Below are 18,451 nucleotides of genomic sequence, written 5' to 3' on the forward strand. Positions count from 1 at the left end.
GGTCTGCAAGCGGAAAAACTGTCCCGGCCGGAAATTGCGGGCCGCCAGCGGGGCCTCCACCCACATCTCGGTGACGGCGGGGTTGCTGCGATCCATGCGGAGTACCCGCATGCTCAGCAGATGCTGCAACCGTTGCTGAAAGCCTTGCACATCCGGATCGACGGCGGTATCCAGCGTCCCCAGGCTTTGCATGACCTGCGGGTAGGTCGCCTTGGCCGAGGCGATGGCCTTGACCACGCTGCCATGAAACACCGGATGCGTGTCCCCAATAAAACTGATCCGATGTCCTTGCGCATCACCGTAGGAAGTAAAGGGACCGGCCTCGGGGGCCTTGCAGTGCTCGGCCACCTGCACCGCTTGCAACGGCCCGTTATCGTGGGCCACATGGGTCAGGAAGTGGTCCCCATCCAGTTGGAAAGTCCCCGGATATTCCCTTTCATAGATGGTGTTGGGGACGGTGCCGGCGGCGATGAAGACGGCGCGTGCGGGTAGCCGCAGGTCCTGATCGCTGGCCAGCCAGCGCCCTTCCACCTCGCGCATCCGGCGGAAGACCATGTGCGCGATATGCCCATAACGGTCCAATTCTGCCCGCAGAGGGTCGAGACCCTCGCCATAATAGAGCCCTTCTTCCATGGCCTGGATGAGTTCTTCATGGTTGCGGGTATAGGCGGGTGACTGCTGCATCCCTTTCCGGTACGCCAGGGTGACGCCGCCCCAGGACTGGATCAGCGGCACGAAGTTGGGCGATTCGTCCTCTGCTGCGGCGCGCTCGCGCTCCGCACCAACGGCGCGGCCGTGGGTCAGGAATTCGTCGAGAATTTCGGTATCTTCCGCGGAGAGCCCGGCGCGGAGTTTTTCTTCTCCGGAGCGCGCCGCCATCGCTTCATAGCGCGCCAGCACCTTCTCCACCTGCCGCACATAGTAGGCTTGTACCTCGGTGGCGGTATCCACTGCGGTGAGACCGCCGCCGATGACCACCGCCGGCAGGCGCACCTGCAGATTGGCGAGACTGGATTGCTTGCCCGCTCCGGTGAGCTGCAAGGCCATGAGGAAATCGCTGGCCTGGCGCATACCGCGGGCGAGGCTCTCGCCCATGGGCACTACCCGCGGCAGGCCGGCGCCGGTGGCAATACAGACGTGATCGAAGCCCAGTTCCCAGGCATTCTCGAGGGTGATGGTGCCGCCCAGCCGCACGCCGCCGAAAATCTGGAAATGGGGGCGCCGTGCCAGGGTCAGGTAGATCAGTTTGAGAAAATTCTTGTCCCAGCGCACGGTGATGCCATATTCGGCCACGCCGCCAAAACCCAGCAGAATCCGTTCGTCGAGGTCCTCCTGGAGACTGCTCCAGTCGCGAATGGGCTGCTCCAGCCATTGCTGGGGCAGCGGTTCGATTTTCAGGCCATCGATACCCACGACCGCACAGCCTTCCTGCAGGAGATGGTGGGCCATGGTGAAGCCCGCCGGGCCCATACCCGCCACCAGCACCTTCCGCCCGTTGTAGGGCTGCGCCAGATATTGCGTTTGCCGCAGCGGATTCCAGCGGGTGAGCAGATCGTAAATCTCGACGCCCCAGGGCAGATTCAGTACGTCCGTGAGGATCCGGGTCTCCACCTGCGGTATGTTCACCGGGTCTTGCTTCTGGTAGACACAGGCCTTCATGCAGTCATTGCAGATGCGGTGTCCGGTGGCGGGGACCATGGGGTTGTCCACCATCGCCATGGCTAGGGCGGCGATATGGAATCCGTCCCGCTTCAGTACCTGCATTTCCGAGATCTTTTCTTCCAGCGGGCAGCCGGTGAGGGTGACACCGAGGGGGTCTACCTTGAGACCCAGTTCCGGCACGCCCTTTTTCTCGGGAAAGCCCTTGGAGCAAAAATCCCCGTCGTGATCATGGCAGTACAAGCAATAATGGACTTCGCTCTGGACGCTGCGCGGGTCCATACGCGGATCGGTCAGATGAAAGCCGTCACGGCGGCGCAGGGTGCCTTCCGGAGATACCATAGGCGCACCAGGGAGGTCGTCCCGCCGTTTCAAGGGTACCAGTGCTTCATGGTCCACCCGCTGCGGCAGGCGGAAACTGGACCAGCCCTGCACCGCCAGGGCGGCCTGCGGGTCACTCAGGATGCGGGCACACCACTGGGTCAGACGGTCGATGGCCTCGGCGTGGACCGCTTCATCCTCGAGCCAGGCTTCACCGAGCCGGGCAATGGCCCATTCGCGATCTCCCAGCGGCCAGCCGCGCTGCCGGATTTCTCCGTCCAGCCATTGATCCAGATCGGCAAAAGATTCGGGAAATCCACCACGGTAACGGCGCGCGCGGCGCAGCACAAAATGCTTTTTGAACGCCATCACCGCATCATGGCTGCGCGTCCGCGCCTGTAACTCCGCTACTTCGGCGTCAATGGCAAAAAGTTCGCCGATAAACCGCTCCACCCACGGCGCAAGCCGCAGCAATAAATTACTCTGCACCCGACCAACAAACTCTTCACCGCCAGCGCGATAGGCACCGAGGCGGGTCGCCAGCTCGCCATCCTGCTCGCCCAGCCGTCGCAAAAAAGTCGCATCGAAGCGGGATAGCCCGAGCGCGGTGAAAAGTTCTGAATACGAGAATTCATTCATTGCAAGTCTCATGATCTATTCCAAGCTGGTTTTATGACTCAGAAACAACAAGGTGTTCTATTTTATGTGCCACACCGTCCCATTTGTCCGCATCTAGAGGAGTAATAGTTCGCTCTGTGATCACCGGCCACTGAGAGGATAACTGTGCATTCAAATCGATGAATTCGTGAAACTCATGCGGAATATCACTGTCTTTATAAATGGCACCTGCGGGACATTCCGGTTCACATAAGGTACAGTCGATACACTCCATTGGATCTATGACGAGAAAATTGGGGCCGGCATGGAAACAGTCTACAGGACACACCTCGACACAATCCATGTATTTACAGTTAATACAGTTATCCGTAACTACAAACGTCATTATAAATACTCCTATATTGCCTGTAGTTTTGCTATGGCCCACGCCGCAACCTTCTTCACATCCGGATCTCTATCCAAAAGCGCGGTGCGCAGGCTAGCAATAGCAACAGGATTGCCAATTTCTCCAAGACACATCGCTGCTTCCTTGCGGACATTGCTTACCGGATGTGTTAGCATTTCGGCCACTTCCAATACCGCGTCATGACACTTGATTTTGCCTATCGCCACCAACAGCTTGGAAATCACTTGCCACTGCGTTTCTGCGGACATAGCCACTACCACTTCGCCACATACTCCGTCAGCGCCGAGTTTCGCCATGGTTCCGGCAGCTTCCGCCCGCACTTGCCACTCATTGTCATGCAAACCCTGAAGGGCAGCCGCCAAGGTCTCTGGCGTCAGTGCGTAGCCAATCGCACCAACGGCAATCCGTCTAACCTCCGGACTCACATCATTTACTGCCACTTTAGATAGATCGTGGGCATATGCTGAGTTTTGCAAGTACCCAAGAACGCCGACGCTTTCCAGACGTACCGCCTGCGATAAATCGTTCAACCCCTTTAATGCATAAAGGGCCACCCCAGGGATCCGCAAAGGTCTAAGGGCTCGCAACACGGAGGATCTCACAAAATCACACTTATTTGTGATCCACTCCTCATATATATCACCCAGCTCCTTAATGTTGCACTCCGACAATGTTTCCGCTGCTGCGATTCTGACATTTTCATCGCTATCTTCAAGCAGTTTGAGCAGAGGTAGCAACATGTACTCCCCCGGGATATCCGCAATCGCTCTAGCTGCCTCTTCGCGGACAGCGCCATCCGTATCATCAAATCCACTGAGAATTAACCGCAAAGCCGTCTCTTTATCCAACTCTATAGCGTTAATTATGGCCAAGCGTCTCACATCCGGATCAGAACTATAATTTTCTTGATCTTGTGGCATTAAATATCTCCTTCAATATCACTTCAATCACTTAACAAGATACGGAATATCCACAGTTAATGCATGGGTTGGGCAATCCACCTCACACGGAGTACAATACCAACATTCATCATATTGCATGAGTGCAACGCCATTATTTATATCGATCACGAGCACATCAAGTGGACATACATCCACACAGACTGTACACCCTTTTGATGCAATGCACTTGTCGGCATCGACAGATACTGGAACTTTAACCAACATTGATGCTGTAGCCATTGTAATATCCTCTATGGTAATTTATAGCATGTCCCTGGCAACAATTCTGAGCCGTTCATATGCCTGAACATCACCTGCGTCGGGTTCGAATATATATGGTTCAATAGGAATTTTCTTGCACGCCATCTGCCCTTCTCCATCCTTATATAGCTGTACATGGCAAAGCCAATCGTCCTCTTTTTCCGGATAATCCACTCGGTAGTGATAGAGGCCCCATCGACTTTCTGTTCGGTAAAGCGACGAAACCGCCGCCATCTCGGCACAGTCAAGAATATCATGCACCTCCATGGCGCGTAGCAGATTATGTGGGCAATCTGCCCAGAGATCATTTAAATCATCGCGAATCTCTGAAAAACGGCGCAATCCAAGTTCCATTTTCTTGGTGACTTTAGGAGGTTGAAGATAGTCGTTTACCAACCGTCTAATTTTATACTCGGCTTGATATGGTGTAATGCCACTTTTCCGTTTTAATGGCCGCAGAATGCGTTCACTCTCGTGCGCCATAAAATCGCTGTCCGTTTTATCGGCGCTCATATTCTCGCAATATTTCACTGCCTCCAATCCTGCAATCTCACCGTATACGAAGGCTCCTAACATATAGTTATGCGGTACGCATGCAACATCTCCAGCGGCGTAGAGCCCCGGAATAGTCGTTTCCGCACGCTCATTTACCCATATACCAGAGGCGCTATGGCCACTGCATAAGCCAATTTCAGAAATGTGCATTTCAATCATATCTTGACGGTAGTTGGTTCCTCTTCCTTCGTGGAAGCGGCCACGGCTAGGACGTTCATTGGTATGGAGAATGTTTTCTATTGTGGAAATAGTTTCTTCCGCCAAATGATTTACCTTGAGAAAAACCGGCCCGTTCCCACCTTCAAGCTCTCTGAAGAACTCCAGCATCATCTGGCCACTCCAGTAATCACACTCAATAAACCGCTCACCATGTGCATTGGCCGTGTAACCGCCCAGCGGCCCCGTTACGTAGGCGCAGGCTGGTCCATTGTAATCCTTAATCAGTGGATTTATTTGAAAACATTCTATACCGGAGAGTTCCGCACCGGCATGATAGGCCATAGCGTATCCATCACCAGCATTAGTAGGATTCTCATACGTGCCGAATAAATAACCAGAAGATGGGAGACCAAGCCGTCCGGCTGCTCCAGTACAGATTATTACCGACTTGGCTTTAATGAATACAAGCTCTGCCGTTCTTGTGTCTACTGCCATAACACCTGAAACACGATGGTTTTGCCCAACTGCTACACGTGTTACTTTATATCTGTTCGTAACATCCACCCTGTTTTTTCTAAGCAGTCGATATAATATCTTCTTTACATTGTGACCTTCAGGCATGGGAAGCACATAGTTTCCGAGGTGATGAACCTTTTTTACTGCAAACTCACCCGTCTCGTCTTTTTCAAATTTCACCCCCCATTTGTCCAGTCTTTGAATCATCTGAAAACTATTACTGGCGTAAGCCAATATAGCTTTCTGATTTACAATCCCGTCATTGGCAATGGTTATTTCACGTACATATTGCTCAGGAGTAGCATGCCCTGGAATCACCGCGTTATTCAAGCCATCCATGCCCATGGATATCGCCCCACTTCGCTTTACATTTGCCTTCTCAATGAGCATGACGTTTAGCCGTGGATTAGCTTCCTTGGCTCTGATCGCCGCCATGGGTCCGGCAGTACCTCCGCCCACCACAAGAATGTCAACTTCCTTTTCCGCATATTCCGCACTCATTCGTCCGCCCTCTCAATTACGCCTAAGACTGATCATATATTTCAATGCGTCACCACGATAATAAATGTGCTCATAATCAATGGGTACGTCTTCCGCCGTGTAAGTGAGCCGCTCCATTCTGAGAATGGGGGATCCTGACTCTATTTTCAGAAGCCGAGAAAGTGCATCATCTGACAGTATTGACTCCAATTGAATCTCCGCACGGCCAAGCTGAAGACCATACTTATTTTCCAGGAGGACAAAGATATCTTGCGTCGCGAGGTCCTCTAGAATTAATCGCCTACCAATACTGCATGGCACATAAGTAATGTCTACAGATATCGGTTCCCTATTCAAGTAGCGTAACCTTCTAATTTCCATAATATCCGCACTTTCACATTTCAATTTCGATCTTACTGTACTATTCTCGATTATTTCCCTTGCGCCAAGAAACGTCGAAAATGTCTCATGCCCTTTTGCTATCATGGCCTCGCCGAAGCCCTGGAGGGAAATTAATTCTTGTGTAGCTTTCGGTCTGGAAACAAATGAACCTTTACCGGGGACTTTAAATATCAGACCATCTGATTGCAGATCTCTCAGTGCTTGCCTCACCGTGGTTCTGCTCACGTTAAAGAATTTGACCATGTCACTTTCCGATGGCATCTGAGAGTGTGGTGGGTACGTTCCATCCAGAATACTGGACCGTATTTGCTCTTTCAGTTGTAAATACAGTGGATGCATTGAGGTAATAGTTGTGCAGGTGTGTTTTGTGGATGTCATCGCTACTGATTCCGTTGTGATACCTGTAGGAACAGGTAGCAATATCAATGCCAGGAATCCCATACTATAAATATCATATGAATCATTGCGATATTCTCATCGAAAGAACACCAACATTTAAAACGCACTATTAAAGTGCGCCATTAAAGTGCATCGCACTAAAATTGGGCGTAACGGTAGTCCGGCGGAGGCATGGCTCTCGCGCCTGATCGACACGCGCTCCACGAACCGAACGCGCGCCCGGTGGCGTAAGCGCGACGATCACCCCTTGCGGTAGCAAGGCGGGTGGTGCATTCGAGTCGTGTGCTGGTGTGGGATTCCGTGCAGGGCATATCAAAGCCCCCGGCGTTTGAAGCGCACGCTTTAAAACCCGTGAGCGGATGAAAACGGACGGCACCAGGACGCGCCGTCCGCGAGAGGTAGGGATTTATTTCTGGTACTGCTTCCGCCGGAACAGATCAATCTTCCGCGAGACCAGTCGGTCCAGAAAAAGAAAACCGTCGAGATGATCCATTTCATGCTGGATGGCTCGAGCCTCGAAGCCTTCGCACTCATAACTCCGCTCTCGTCCCGAGGCATCCTGCGCCTGCACTTGTATGCGTTCGGCGCGGATGACGTTGCCGGTAAAGTCCGGCACCGACATGCAACCTTCCCGGCCCACCGCCATGCCCTCCCACGCCGCCAACTCGGGATTGATCAACACCATGAGCCCGTGGCAGTCCTCCCCCAGTTTGGGACGCACGTCGACGATCACGATGCGCTGCGGACGGTCCACCTGTGGCGCCGCGATACCCACCCCCCCCGGACCGGCATACATGGTCTCCGTCAGATCATCGATAAAATGGTGCAGATCGTCGTCAAATACGCTGACCGGCTCGGCCTTGCGCTGCAGTCTGGGGTCCGGATAGGTCAGAATGGAAAGCACCGCCATCAGAACACCGCCGCCTCGATGGGATGCACACCGATTTCCACCCCTTCCCTCTCCCGCAACGGCACCACGGCCTTGCGGACACTCTCCACACCCTCTGGCGCATAGCCTTGAATGACCATCACATAGAGTGGCCGCTCGGCACTGCCGGAACTCTCGCTTTCCAGATCAATCACATTGAAACCGATGGCCGCCAGGGCCCCGGTGACGCCCGCGACAATGCCCGGATGATCGGCCCCGTAAACGGTGACCCGGGTGTTCGGCATATCTGCGGTCAGCGCCACGCTGGAGATAGGGTCCAGATGCACCCGCAGATTAAGGCGTTTGATGGCCGGGTCCAGCGCCATTTCCACGGAACCCAGATCACGCGGATAATCGATGACCTGCATAATGGTGAAGTAACCACCGAGACGCATCATCGAGGCATCACCGATGGAGCAGTCTGCAGTGAACAGGGCTTGGGTGACAGCGGCGACGATACCGGGGCGATCTTCGCCGATGACGGTGAGAAGGGCTTGACTCATCCTAGACTCCTATAGCGAGGGCTTTCGCCTGTACGAGATAACGAAAACAGTATTCCAACAATTCGAGATGATGCCTGGCCGCCAGGAAATCCAGGCCCCAGGCCGTCACCCCGTGCTGATGAATCAGCGCACCGGGAACGCGAGGCAGCGCCTGGGAAAAGGCCTTGTCCATATCTTCGGCAATTTGGGTGACGTTCACATGATTGGCGAAGACCGGCAGATCCACCTGCGGCTCGGCATCGGGCACGCCCAGACCTTTGAGCATTTCCAGAGCTGGCAGGCGCAACCGGCCCTGCTGCGCAAAGTGCCCGCAGAGATTGGCCTCGACCGAGTGGACGTGGAAAATGACCCGGGCGTCAGGCACATGCCGGTAGACCACCTCGTGGATGGCGACTTCGGCAGAGGGTTTACGTCCCGGCGGTGCCTGCACAACCCGACCCCGCAAATTCACCAGGACAAAATCCCCGGCGCCCAACTGATCCTTGGGGCGACCGCTGGCGGTAATCCAGAAAGCGTCTGCATCGCTGCGTGCCGACAGGTTGCCCGCGGTGCCCAGCATCCAGCCCCGCGCATAAAAATCGCGGGCCGCCGCCGCGAGATGGGTACGCGGATCATGATGCATGGGCAGGCACCCGCCACCAGCCGCGTTGCGCAAGGGCAGCGCTCACATCCCGAAAATCATCAAAGGGCAGGAAGGCCCTCCCTTCCTTCCGCAGATATTCCGCAAGACGGTCCCGTGCACAAACCAGGGGACACTGCCGGGCCACCCGCAAATCGGTGATGGAGTCCCCAATGCAGACGGCATCCTCGGGTTGATAGTGCGCGGTCACGGCGGCCTTGGCCACCAGTTCATGGTCATCCTGCCAGGGCGAGAACACCCGCAGGTATTCGCCGGTGATATCTGCCTCAAGACCATGGATGGCGTAAATTTCCTGACGATAGGGGGCGAGGACGATCTCGGCCATGCGCGTGAAACCGCCGGTGACGACGATAAAGGGGATATCGGCCTTTTTGGCATGGGCCAGCAACCCGGCCAGCCCCGGACGCAACGCCGTGCCTTGTACAAAATCCTCCAACTCCGGCCAGCGCCGCGCGGGGATGGTGCCGAGCACCTGGGGCAAGCCATCGCGCAGGGTCAGACGCTGCGCATAGATTTCCGGCAGCACCCGGGCGGCGGCCTCCGGCGCAAAATGGCGCATAAGGGCCACGAAAACTTCGGCCTCGGTGATGGTGCCGTCGAAGTCACAAAAAATGGCCCTTTGCATCAGCCCTGCCCCCATTTTTCCACCGCCGCCCGCAGGGGTCCGGCGGGCAAATCTTCCAGAGCGCGAGGCGCCGCATGCTGCCAGCGCTCGATGGCCTCGTGAAAAGCCAGCACCCCGCTCGCGGGGCCCTGGGGATGGTCCATAATCCCGGTCCCCGCATTGAGGATGACCTCGGTTCCATAGTCATCGAGGATGCGCCCCACCATGCCGGGATGCACGCCCGCCGAAGGCACCGGCGCCACGCCCCGCGCCCGCAGCGCGGCGACGATGGCCCATTCGTCCGCCGCGGCGAAAGGCAGGCTGCCATAATGGGCCGGATAGAGCACCGCATCCGCGCCACCATAGGCCATCAACGTACCCAGCAAGGCCCCATAGGCAAAACCGTAATCCGGCGCGCCACACCAGGCGCCCGCCAGGGAGGGATGGGTGAAGATCGGCACATCGATGTCGGGATCGGCGGCCAGTGCCTCCAGTACCGGAAAACCATACGCCAGCACATTCAGGAGCAGCGCATTAGCGCCGGCGGCCACCAGTTGCAGCGCCAGCGTCTGCACCTGCTGGGCATTCCCCGAGAGATTCACCGCATAGAGCAAATCACGACCCGTCTGATCACGCCGCGCCGCGATCACCGGCGCGCAGGCCTCCCAGCGCGCCAGGGTCGCCGCCATCGGCAGGTCCGGGAGGATTTCGTCATCCTTGATGACATCCAGCCCGGCAACGGCAACCTCCGCCAGAATCGCGGCATGGTCCGCCGCCGTCAGCCCCAGTGCCGGTTTGAAGATGGCCATAACCAAGGGCCGTTCCTGTACCCCCAGTCGTTCGCGGATGCCATCCAGCCCGAAGCGCGGCGCCTGTCCGAAGCGCTCCGGCAGACGGATCGCCGTTACCTTGGCGGGACCCGCCAGAGAGTATTTGCCGAAAATCATCGTGAGGAGGCTGCCGAGACGACCATCCACATTGGCGGCGGGGAAGCGCACCGTGGCCTGATGCCGCCCAGCCGCAAGTTCGGCAATGGCGATCACCTCCCCCAGATGGCCGCGCAACTGCGCCTCCCGGTGCTGAAAGCGTGCATCCCAGCTCCCTGCAGTCTGGCCGATGGCAATGGCCTGCGCCTGCCGCCGGGCGTCTACCCCGGCGGGAAACTGGTAATCGACCTCAATAAAAGCCGTCATGGGTTGGGGAAATGCTGAAGGGCACGATCCGTATAATGCGGTGTCCAGCCACCGCGCGCACTGAAGTAGCGCACCGCTTTGATCCGCTGCGCATCGTTCAGGCGAAACCAGTGTTCCACGTCCGCCGGGATGTGGATATAATCCCCCGCATGCACGGTCAATTCGACCTGTGCACCGTCTTCCAGAACGAAGCCAAAAACACCCTCTCCGTCCACAATATAGCGCACCTCTTCATCATCGTGGGTATGCACCCGATGGAAGCGGGCGTTGAGTTCTGGCAACTGCGGATGCCCTGGGTACAGCACGACCAGATCCCGTTCCTGATAGCCCTTTTCCCGCTGCAAACGCTGAAAGACCTCATCCAGGGCCGCCAGCAATGCCACTTGGGCCTCCGCAGCCAGTTGTGGCTGGGCCAGCAGCGCCGCAGCGCCCGCCCCGGTCAGCGGAATCGCCTGCAAAGTAACACCCAGGGGCGCCAGGGTGGCGGCAATCTGCGCCGCGTCCGTGACCCGCTGCGCCGATTCTGCATATTGCAAAGTCGCCATGCTAACCCTCCTCCTTCCAGATCAAAGAAGCCATACGCCCGGTAACGCCGTCGCGCCGATAGGAAAAATAGCGCGCAGGGTCAGCCACCGTACACAGATTACCGCCAAAAATGGCCTGCACGCCGACCCGCTGCAAGCGCTGCCGTGCCAGTGCATAAATATTCGCCAGCCAACGGTCCCCACGTCCGGGGCGGAAGGCTTCTGCCGCCCCGGCATCCTCCGCCAGGAAAGCCGCCCGCAGCTCCGGCCCGACCTCGAAATGCTCAGGCCCGATGGCGGGTCCCAAGTATATCAGAATATCCTCCGGCGCCACCTGCATGGCCGCCACGCCGCGCTCCAGGATGCCCGCCAGCAGGCCCCGCCAGCCGGCGTGAAAAACACCGATATGGCGACCGCCCCCGCCGCAAGCCAGCACCGGCAGGCAATCCGCGGTGAGCACCGCCAGCGCTACGCCCGGTATGGCGGTGACCGCACCATCCGCTTCCAAAGAGCGCACTGGCGCGGCCGTCAGGGTGACGACCCCCGTGCCATGCTCCTGCCGCAACCAACGGGGCTCGCCAGGCAATTCCAGCATGGCCCGCAGCCGATCCCGATTTCGTGCCACCGCCTCCGGCGCATCGCCCACGTGATCGCCGAGATTGAGTGATGTATAGACCCCCTGACTGACACCGCCACTGCGCACCGTGACGGCACTGCGTACCCCGTAGGGCACGGGCCAGTCCGGCACCCAATAACCCGCCTCTTCAGTGGCCATTACGCGCATCGCGCAGCAGAGTCAGCAATTCGGTCATGTCTTCAGGCAGCGGGCTTTCCCAGGTCATCAGCGCCCCGCTTTCCGGATGGTAGAGACGCAAACGCCAGGCATGCAAAGCCTGGCGGCGGAATTGCCGCCAATGGGCCAGCGCGACCTCATCCAGCCCCTGCGGAACCATCATCCGCCCGCCATAGACCGGATCCCCCACCAGCGGGTGGCCGATATGCGTCATGTGCACGCGAATCTGATGGGTACGCCCCGTCGCCAGGCGCAGGCGCAGGTAGCTGTGACGGGGAAAGCGCTCCACCAGCCGATATTCGGTCTGCGCCGGTCGGCCGTCATCACGCACGGTCATTCGCAGGCGGTCGTGGGCATGGCGGCCGATGGGCGCGTCTACCCGGCCACCACCGGTCATCGCCCCCATCACCAGCGCGAGATATTCGCGGTGCATGGTATGGTCACCGAGCTGGTCGATCAGTGACTGTCGCGCCATCTCGGTTTTCGCCACCACCAGCAGGCCGGTAGTGTCCTTGTCCAGCCGATGGACAATGCCGCCGCGGGGCAGGTAGGCATTATCCGGCACATGGGCCAGCACGGCGTTGACCAGCGTGCCGTCGGCATGACCGGCGCCGGGGTGGGTAAGCTGCCCTGCCGGCTTGTGCACAACGAGGATATCCGCGTCTTCATACAGAATATGCAGCGGCAGATCCTGGGGCAGCCAGGTGCTGGGCTCGATCTCCGGCCAGTTGATTTCTACCTGTTCACCACCACGAATCCGTGCGCTGGGCTTTTCGACCGCACCATCCACCAGAATCCGGCCATCCCGCAGCAAGGTCTGGATACGACTGCGGCTGGTTTCCGGCAGCAACTGGCTCAACACCGCGTCGAGACGCTCGCCGGCCTGCTCCTCTGGCAAAATCATGGGAATACCCGTACTATCGTCGCTCATGGTTCGCCACTATAGACTATTGTCCTTCATGAGCAAACGCATACTCATTACCTTGTGTTGTACCGCGCTGATCGCTGGATGTGCCAGTAGCCCGGAGAAACCAGACAACGCCGCCGAGCGCCACGAATCTGCCGAGACGCTGTTCCAACCCGCCCAAAAGGCCATGGAGCGCGGAGACTACACTTCCGCCATTAAGCTGTACGAAGATCTGGAGACCCGTTACCCCTACGGCCCCTACGCCGAACAAGCGCAACTCAACACGGCATACAGTTATTACCAGCGCGGGGATTCCCAGGCGGCGGTGGCGGCAGCCGAACGTTTCATCAAGCTGCACCCGGCCAACCCGCATGTGGATTACGCCTGGTACCTGAAAGGTATCGCCTATTATCAGGCTATTCAGGGCGCCGAATGGAACCCCAAGCCCGCCGAGGAAGCATTCAGTGCCCTGGATACCTTGGCTAAACGCTGGCCAAGCAGCGCCTATGCCACCGATGCCCGCCTGCGCATGGCCAGGATCATCGACATTCTCGGCCAGGACAATCTGGATATCTGCAAGTTCTACTATGCGCGTCACGCCTATATCGCTGCGGCGAACCGCTGCAGCACGGTGATCACCCGCTACCAGTTGAGTCCGGCGCGGGAAGAGGCGCTCTATTATCTTGCGCGTTCCTATCAGCACCTGAATCTGCACCAACTGGCGCAGACCACCACCTCCGTACTCGCCTACAACTATCCGAAGAGCAAGTATCTTTCCGAGCTCGGCAGCAGCGCGAAGCCCTGATGATCCACCTGGGGGCGATTGCCGCCCCCGCCCTGGTCAGACGGCCTCTTCGCCCTCTTCTCCGGTACGGATGCGGATCACCCGCTCCACCGAACTGACGAAAATCTTGCCATCACCGATCTTGCCGGTCCGCGCCGCCACTTCAATGGCTTCGATGGCACGATCCGCCATGTCATCACTGACCACCACCTCCAGCTTGAGCTTGGGCAGGAAATCCACCACATATTCGGCGCCACGATAGAGCTCCGTGTGCCCCTTCTGGCGGCCAAAACCCTTGACCTCGGTCACCGTCATACCGGCCAGCCCCAGCTCCTGAAGGGCCTCGCGCACATCATCCAGTTTGAAAGGCTTGATGATCGCTTCAATTTTTTTCATGGTAAAGCTCCTCGTGCTGACAACACGGCTTCCCAGGGATGGTAGCCATTGGTAATAGGATAACGCCGATCCTTGCCAAATGCGCGGGCGCTGATTCGCACACCCGGCGCCGCCTGACGCCGTTTATATTCGGCACGATCAATAAGCCTTAGCACCCGCGTCACCGTTTCCGCCGAAAAACCAGCGGCAATGAGTTCCGCAGCACCGCGGTCCTCTTCCACATAGGCGGCGATGATGGCATCCAACATCTCATAGGGGGGCAGACTGTCCTGATCACGCTGATCCGGCGCCAGCTCCGCCGAGGGCGGCCGGGTCAGCACCCGCTCCGGGATCACCGGACTCAGGCTATTGCGATAACGGGCGAGGCGATAGACCAGGGTCTTCGGACAATCCTTGATCACCGCGAAACCTCCGGCCATGTCGCCATACAGGGTCGCGTAACCGACGGCAATCTCGCTCTTGTTGCCCGTAGTCAGCAGCAGATGGCCAAATTTGTTGGAATAGGCCATGAGCAACGCGGCGCGAATACGTGCCTGCAGATTCTCTTCCGTGGTATCGACTGCACGCCCGGCAAATAGTGGCGCCAATGTCTCCAGATAGCTATTGAACGGCCCCTCGATGGAAATGGTGTCGGTGCGCACCCCCAGGCTCCGGGCCTCGGCCTCGGCGTCCGCAATACTCATCTCCGCCGTATAGCGGGAGGGCATGATCAGGGCATGGACCCGTTCCGCACCGAGGGCGTCCACCGCTATCGCCAGGGTCAGCGCCGAGTCCACCCCGCCGGACAGACCCAGCACCACACCAGGGAAGCCATTTTTTTCCGCATAATCACGCACGCCCAGGCGCAGTACAGCGTAGACTTCGGCGGTCTCGTCGGGCAGCGGTCGCAGTGGCCCGGCAGCCTGCATTCTACAGATATCGGCGTGATCCTTGTCGATATCCAGCAGCGCCAGCACTTCTTCACACTGGGGTGCGCGCAGTGCCAACAGCCCGTGCTGGTCTACCGCAAAGGACTGGCCATCGAAGACCAGTTCATCCTGCCCGCCCACCAGGTTCACATAAACGATGGGCAGATGACACTGGGCAGCCAGGGCACCCACCTGATCTTCCCGGGCGCGCTGTTTGTTCAGGTGATAAGGCGACGCGTTCAGCACCAGCAGCAGTTCCGCGCCTTGGGCCTGAGCGGCTTGCGCCACTCCCGGCCCGCACCAGACATCCTCACAAATGACCACCCCGCACTGCAGTCCGGCACAGGTAAACACCAGCGACTGCGCCCCCGGCGTGAAGTAGCGCACTTCATCGAATACCGCATAGTTCGGCAGACAATGCTTGTGATAAACCGCCGCGACCCGCCCCCCGCGCAGCAGACTGGCGCTGTTGTAGAGGCGCTCCTGTTCACGCTGCGGGTGCCCTACCAGCATGGGCAGAGGCGCTTCTGTCGCGAGACGTTGCAAGGCGGCATCGCAGACCTGCAAAAAGTCGGCACGCAAGAGCAAGTCTTCCGGAGGATAACCACTGAGGGCCAACTCCGGCGTCACCAGCAGGTCGGCCCCTGCAGTCTGTGCCTCGACAGCGGCGGCCAGCAGACGATCGGCGTTGCCCGCCACATCGCCGACCCGGCAGTTGACCTGCGCCAGGGCGATGCGCATCAGCGCCCCAGTACCTCGGCCGCCCGAGTACCCAAATCGGCGGGGGAATGCACACAATGGACGCCCGCCGCTTCCAGTACCGCATATTTGGCCGCCGCCGTTCCTGCACCACCATCGATAATAGCCCCCGCGTGGCCCATGCGCTTGCCCTTGGGCGCCGTGGAGCCAGCAATGAAAGCCACCACCGGCTTACGGACATGCGCCTGGATAAAGGCCGCCGCATCTTCCTCCATGCGTCCGCCGATCTCGCCCACCATGACAATCACTTCGGTCTGCGGGTCCGCCTCAAAAAGCTGCAAGACCTCAATAAAATTCATGCCGATCAGCGGATCGCCGCCAATACCCACGCAGGTACTCTGCCCCAGGCCCAGACGGGTGGTCTGCTCCACCGCTTCATAGGTGAGGGTGCCGGAACGGGAGACAATGCCTACCCGTCCGGTCTGATGAATGGCACCGGGCATGATCCCGATCTTGGACTGTCCCGGCGTGATGATCCCCGGACAGTTCGGGCCGATGAGTCGCGCCGGGGCGTCCGCCAGATAATGCTTCACCATCAGCATGTCATGCACCGGAATGCCTTCGGTGATGCAGACAATGAGTTGAATACCAGCGGCAGCCGCCTCGATGATGGCGTCAGCGGCAAAAGGTGAGGGTACATAGATCACACTGGCCTCGGCCCCGGTGTTCTGCACAGCATCAGCCACCGTATCAAACACCGGCAGATCGAGATGGCGGCTGCCGCCCTTGCCGGGGGTCACGCCACCCACCATACGCGTGCCATAAGCCACGGCCTGTTGCGAGTGAAAAGTCCCCTGCTTGCCGGTAAAGCCCTGGCAAATCACACGGGTGTCGCGGGACAGCAATATGCTCATAGACGCACCAGAATCACGATAAGAAGAACACTGATTACCGCCTCTCCCAGGAGCAGGAGAAGCACATAGGGATTGCGCCGGGGTGCCGGACTGATTCTATCGACCGCCGACCGCAAAGCCGCCAGATCGTGGCGCAGCGCCGCCACGTCGTCGTCCTGCGCCACGGACTTGAGCCGCTCGTCGAGAATCTGATCGAGCAGCACCGCCATCTCCGCCATGGCCTCTGCACTTTTCTGATCCGCGCCACGCTTCACATAGGCATCAGCGAGACGCGAAATCAGCGGGCCGGAATTACGCAGCACCGGCCACAGACGTTGCAACCAAAAGATGTTGATGGACATGTCAGCCCTGCGCCGCCGCCACGGCCTTCATGGCTGCGTCGGTGAGGCCATCGGCGGTAATCAGGGAAAGCCCGCTCTCCCGCAGCATCGCCATGCCCTCCTCCTTCCGGGTACCCTCCAGACGCACCACCACCGGCAAGTGAAGACCCACCTCCGCCGCCGCCTGGATGATGCCTTCCGCCAGCAGATCACAGCGGGTGATCCCACCGAAGATATTGACCAGTATGGCCTTCACCCGGGTGTCCGAAAGAATGAGCTTGAAGGCCTGGGTGACCTTGTCCGCGGCCGCGCCACCGCCCACATCCAGAAAATTGGCGGGCTCACCGCCATGCAGCTTGATCAGGTCCATGGTCGCCATGGCCAGACCGGCACCGTTGACCATGCAGCCGATGTTACCTTCCAGGGAGATGTAATTCAGTCCGAACTGCCGCGCCGTAATCTCCCGCCCGTCCTGCTGGGTCGAGTCAAAGAGTTCATCAGACTCAGGGTGGCGGTACAGGGCGTTGTCGTCCATCACCACCTTGGCATCCAGGGCCAGCAGCCTGTCTTCGGCGGTGATGGCGAGGGGATTGATTTCCACCATCAGGGCGTCGAGCCGTTGCGCCAGGCGATACATGCCCTGCATGATGCGCGTGAGTTGCTGCACCTGGCTGGCGTCCAGTCCGAACTGGAAACCGAGCTGGCGTGCTTGAAAAGGCAGAAAGCCGGTGCTGGGCTCGACCACGACCCGATGCAGGGCCTCCGGCCGGGAGGCCGCCAACTTCTCGATGTCCATACCGCCTTCCTGAGTCGCCAGAAAGGTGATCCGCGCCTGCCCCCGATCCACCATCAAGGCCAGATAAAGCTCGCGGGCGATGCGACTGGGCTCCTCGATAAGCAAAGCCGCTACGTGCTGCCCCTGCGGACCGGTCTGCGCCGTGACCAGCGGTTTGCCCAGCAACTCCTGCGCCGCCTTTTCCACTTGGGCAATGCTTTCCACCATCCGCACGCCACCGGCCTTGCCGCGTCCACCGGCATGCACCTGTGCTTTGACGACCCAGGCCGGACCACCCAGTTCACGGGCCTGATTCACTGCCTCCCGCACCGAGAAGGCGGGAATGGCCCGGGGCACCGGCACCCCTTCTTCGGCGAGCAGGCGCTTGGCCTGATACTCATGCAAATTCATGAAATTTCCTCACAAACGACGCACCAGCGCCGCACTAAACTCCGCCGTACTCAAGGCGGGAACGTCACCACGCAACGCCGCCAGATCACCGGTCACTTCGCCGCTGGCGATGGCCGCTTGTTCGACTTCATCAACCAAGAACTGCTGCCCGCGCTGCACGCGCTGGACGTGGACCCGCGCACGAATCTGCCCAACCCGGCCGCCAGCCCCAAGCAGCGCATCATCGGCCGCATCATGACGGCGGTGGAGCGGGTGCGCGTGGATGACGAGGCCAACCTGCGCGACATCCTCGACCGCGTGCACGAAATCAGCATCGACCACATCGACGACCAGCACTTCTTCACCTTGTCGCAGGTGTACGAAGACCTGCTGTTGAAGATGGGCGAGAAGAACTCCGACGGCGGCCAGTTCTTCACCCCGCGCGAGGTGATTCGC

General features: G+C 58.8%; 21 protein-coding genes. 2 read left to right on the forward strand and 19 right to left on the reverse strand.

Going from position 1 to position 18,451, the window contains the following annotated elements:
* From Q0C48_RS09915 to rluD, 13 genes are all read right to left on the reverse strand, one after another.
* On the reverse strand, positions 1-2,619 hold a 2,619-nt coding region (locus tag Q0C48_RS09915; RefSeq protein ID WP_291523920.1), incomplete at its 3' end, for an FAD-dependent oxidoreductase.
* 31 nt (positions 2,620-2,650) lie between these two features.
* Complete coding sequence (gene fdxA / locus Q0C48_RS09920) at positions 2,651-2,983, reverse strand: ferredoxin FdxA (protein ID WP_291523922.1); 333 nt, start codon at positions 2,981-2,983, stop codon at positions 2,651-2,653.
* 11 nt (positions 2,984-2,994) lie between these two features.
* Positions 2,995-3,924 carry a HEAT repeat domain-containing protein gene (locus Q0C48_RS09925; RefSeq protein WP_291523924.1) on the reverse strand — a complete coding sequence of 310 codons (930 nt, stop codon included), beginning with the start codon at positions 3,922-3,924 and terminating at the stop codon, positions 2,995-2,997.
* 282 nt (positions 3,925-4,206) lie between these two features.
* Complete coding sequence (locus Q0C48_RS09930) at positions 4,207-5,937, reverse strand: fumarate reductase/succinate dehydrogenase flavoprotein subunit (RefSeq protein ID WP_291523926.1); 1,731 nt, start codon at positions 5,935-5,937, stop codon at positions 4,207-4,209.
* 12 nt (positions 5,938-5,949) lie between these two features.
* Positions 5,950-6,759 (reverse strand): GntR family transcriptional regulator, encoded by an 810-nt coding sequence (locus Q0C48_RS09935; RefSeq protein ID WP_366937038.1) that lies wholly within the window; start codon positions 6,757-6,759, stop codon positions 5,950-5,952.
* A gap of 364 nt (positions 6,760-7,123) precedes the next feature.
* A complete protein-coding gene (def, locus tag Q0C48_RS09940; protein WP_291523928.1) occupies positions 7,124-7,627 on the reverse strand; it encodes a peptide deformylase in 504 nt (167 codons plus the stop codon).
* Positions 7,627-8,148, reverse strand: coding sequence for an ACT domain-containing protein (locus Q0C48_RS09945; RefSeq protein ID WP_291523930.1), 522 nt, complete (start codon positions 8,146-8,148; stop codon positions 7,627-7,629). The genes def and Q0C48_RS09945 overlap by 1 nt, the downstream gene beginning before the upstream one ends.
* Position 8,149: 1 nt before the next feature.
* A complete protein-coding gene (gene mtnB / locus Q0C48_RS09950; RefSeq protein WP_291523932.1) occupies positions 8,150-8,770 on the reverse strand; it encodes a methylthioribulose 1-phosphate dehydratase in 621 nt (206 codons plus the stop codon).
* On the reverse strand, positions 8,760-9,413 hold the full coding sequence (locus tag Q0C48_RS09955; protein ID WP_291523933.1) for an HAD-IB family phosphatase: 654 nt from the start codon (positions 9,411-9,413) through the stop codon (positions 8,760-8,762). The genes mtnB and Q0C48_RS09955 overlap by 11 nt, the downstream gene beginning before the upstream one ends.
* Entirely contained in the window at positions 9,413-10,585 is a 1,173-nt protein-coding gene (locus Q0C48_RS09960) for a RuBisCO large subunit C-terminal-like domain-containing protein (protein WP_291523935.1), read from the reverse strand. Before Q0C48_RS09960 ends, Q0C48_RS09955 begins: the two co-directional genes overlap by 1 nt.
* Positions 10,582-11,130, reverse strand: coding sequence for a cupin domain-containing protein (locus Q0C48_RS09965; RefSeq protein ID WP_291523938.1), 549 nt, complete (start codon positions 11,128-11,130; stop codon positions 10,582-10,584). Before Q0C48_RS09965 ends, Q0C48_RS09960 begins: the two co-directional genes overlap by 4 nt.
* Position 11,131: 1 nt before the next feature.
* Entirely contained in the window at positions 11,132-11,884 is a 753-nt protein-coding gene (gene pgeF, locus Q0C48_RS09970; protein WP_291523940.1) for a peptidoglycan editing factor PgeF, read from the reverse strand.
* Complete coding sequence (gene rluD / locus Q0C48_RS09975) at positions 11,874-12,833, reverse strand: 23S rRNA pseudouridine(1911/1915/1917) synthase RluD (protein ID WP_291523942.1); 960 nt, start codon at positions 12,831-12,833, stop codon at positions 11,874-11,876. Before rluD ends, pgeF begins: the two co-directional genes overlap by 11 nt.
* 28 nt (positions 12,834-12,861) lie before the next feature.
* Between rluD and Q0C48_RS09980 the strand changes: the two genes are divergently transcribed.
* Complete coding sequence (locus Q0C48_RS09980; protein ID WP_291523944.1) at positions 12,862-13,614, forward strand: outer membrane protein assembly factor BamD; 753 nt, start codon at positions 12,862-12,864, stop codon at positions 13,612-13,614.
* Between the two features lie 36 nt (positions 13,615-13,650).
* Here the strand turns inward: Q0C48_RS09980 and Q0C48_RS09985 are convergent, their stop codons facing one another.
* Genes Q0C48_RS09985 through Q0C48_RS10010 form a run of 6 tightly spaced genes read right to left on the reverse strand, consistent with a single transcriptional unit; the run spans position 13,651 to position 18,154 of the window.
* Positions 13,651-13,989, reverse strand: a complete 339-nt coding sequence (locus Q0C48_RS09985; RefSeq protein WP_291523946.1) for a P-II family nitrogen regulator — start codon at positions 13,987-13,989, stop codon at positions 13,651-13,653.
* Positions 13,986-15,638 (reverse strand): NAD+ synthase, encoded by a 1,653-nt coding sequence (locus tag Q0C48_RS09990; protein ID WP_291523948.1) that lies wholly within the window; start codon positions 15,636-15,638, stop codon positions 13,986-13,988. The genes Q0C48_RS09985 and Q0C48_RS09990 overlap by 4 nt, the downstream gene beginning before the upstream one ends.
* Positions 15,638-16,510, reverse strand: coding sequence for a succinate--CoA ligase subunit alpha (gene sucD / locus Q0C48_RS09995; RefSeq protein WP_291523950.1), 873 nt, complete (start codon positions 16,508-16,510; stop codon positions 15,638-15,640). Before sucD ends, Q0C48_RS09990 begins: the two co-directional genes overlap by 1 nt.
* Positions 16,507-16,851, reverse strand: coding sequence for a hypothetical protein (locus tag Q0C48_RS10000; RefSeq protein ID WP_291523952.1), 345 nt, complete (start codon positions 16,849-16,851; stop codon positions 16,507-16,509). Before Q0C48_RS10000 ends, sucD begins: the two co-directional genes overlap by 4 nt.
* A 1-nt stretch (position 16,852) precedes the next feature.
* Positions 16,853-18,016: an ADP-forming succinate--CoA ligase subunit beta gene (sucC, locus tag Q0C48_RS10005; RefSeq protein ID WP_291523953.1), complete on the reverse strand. Its 1,164-nt coding sequence runs from the start codon at positions 18,014-18,016 to the stop codon at positions 16,853-16,855.
* A gap of 9 nt (positions 18,017-18,025) precedes the next feature.
* Positions 18,026-18,154 carry a hypothetical protein gene (locus Q0C48_RS10010; protein ID WP_291523956.1) on the reverse strand — a complete coding sequence of 43 codons (129 nt, stop codon included), beginning with the start codon at positions 18,152-18,154 and terminating at the stop codon, positions 18,026-18,028.
* Between Q0C48_RS10010 and Q0C48_RS10015 the strand changes: the two genes are divergently transcribed.
* Positions 18,134-18,451, forward strand: a 318-nt coding sequence (locus tag Q0C48_RS10015) for a hypothetical protein (RefSeq protein ID WP_291523958.1), incomplete at its 3' end; no start/stop codon positions are given. The two genes, Q0C48_RS10010 and Q0C48_RS10015, sit on opposite strands and share 21 nt — an antisense overlap.

This window comes from Acidithiobacillus sp. (assembly GCF_023255755.1).
Lineage (GTDB): Bacteria > Pseudomonadota > Gammaproteobacteria > Acidithiobacillales > Acidithiobacillaceae > Acidithiobacillus.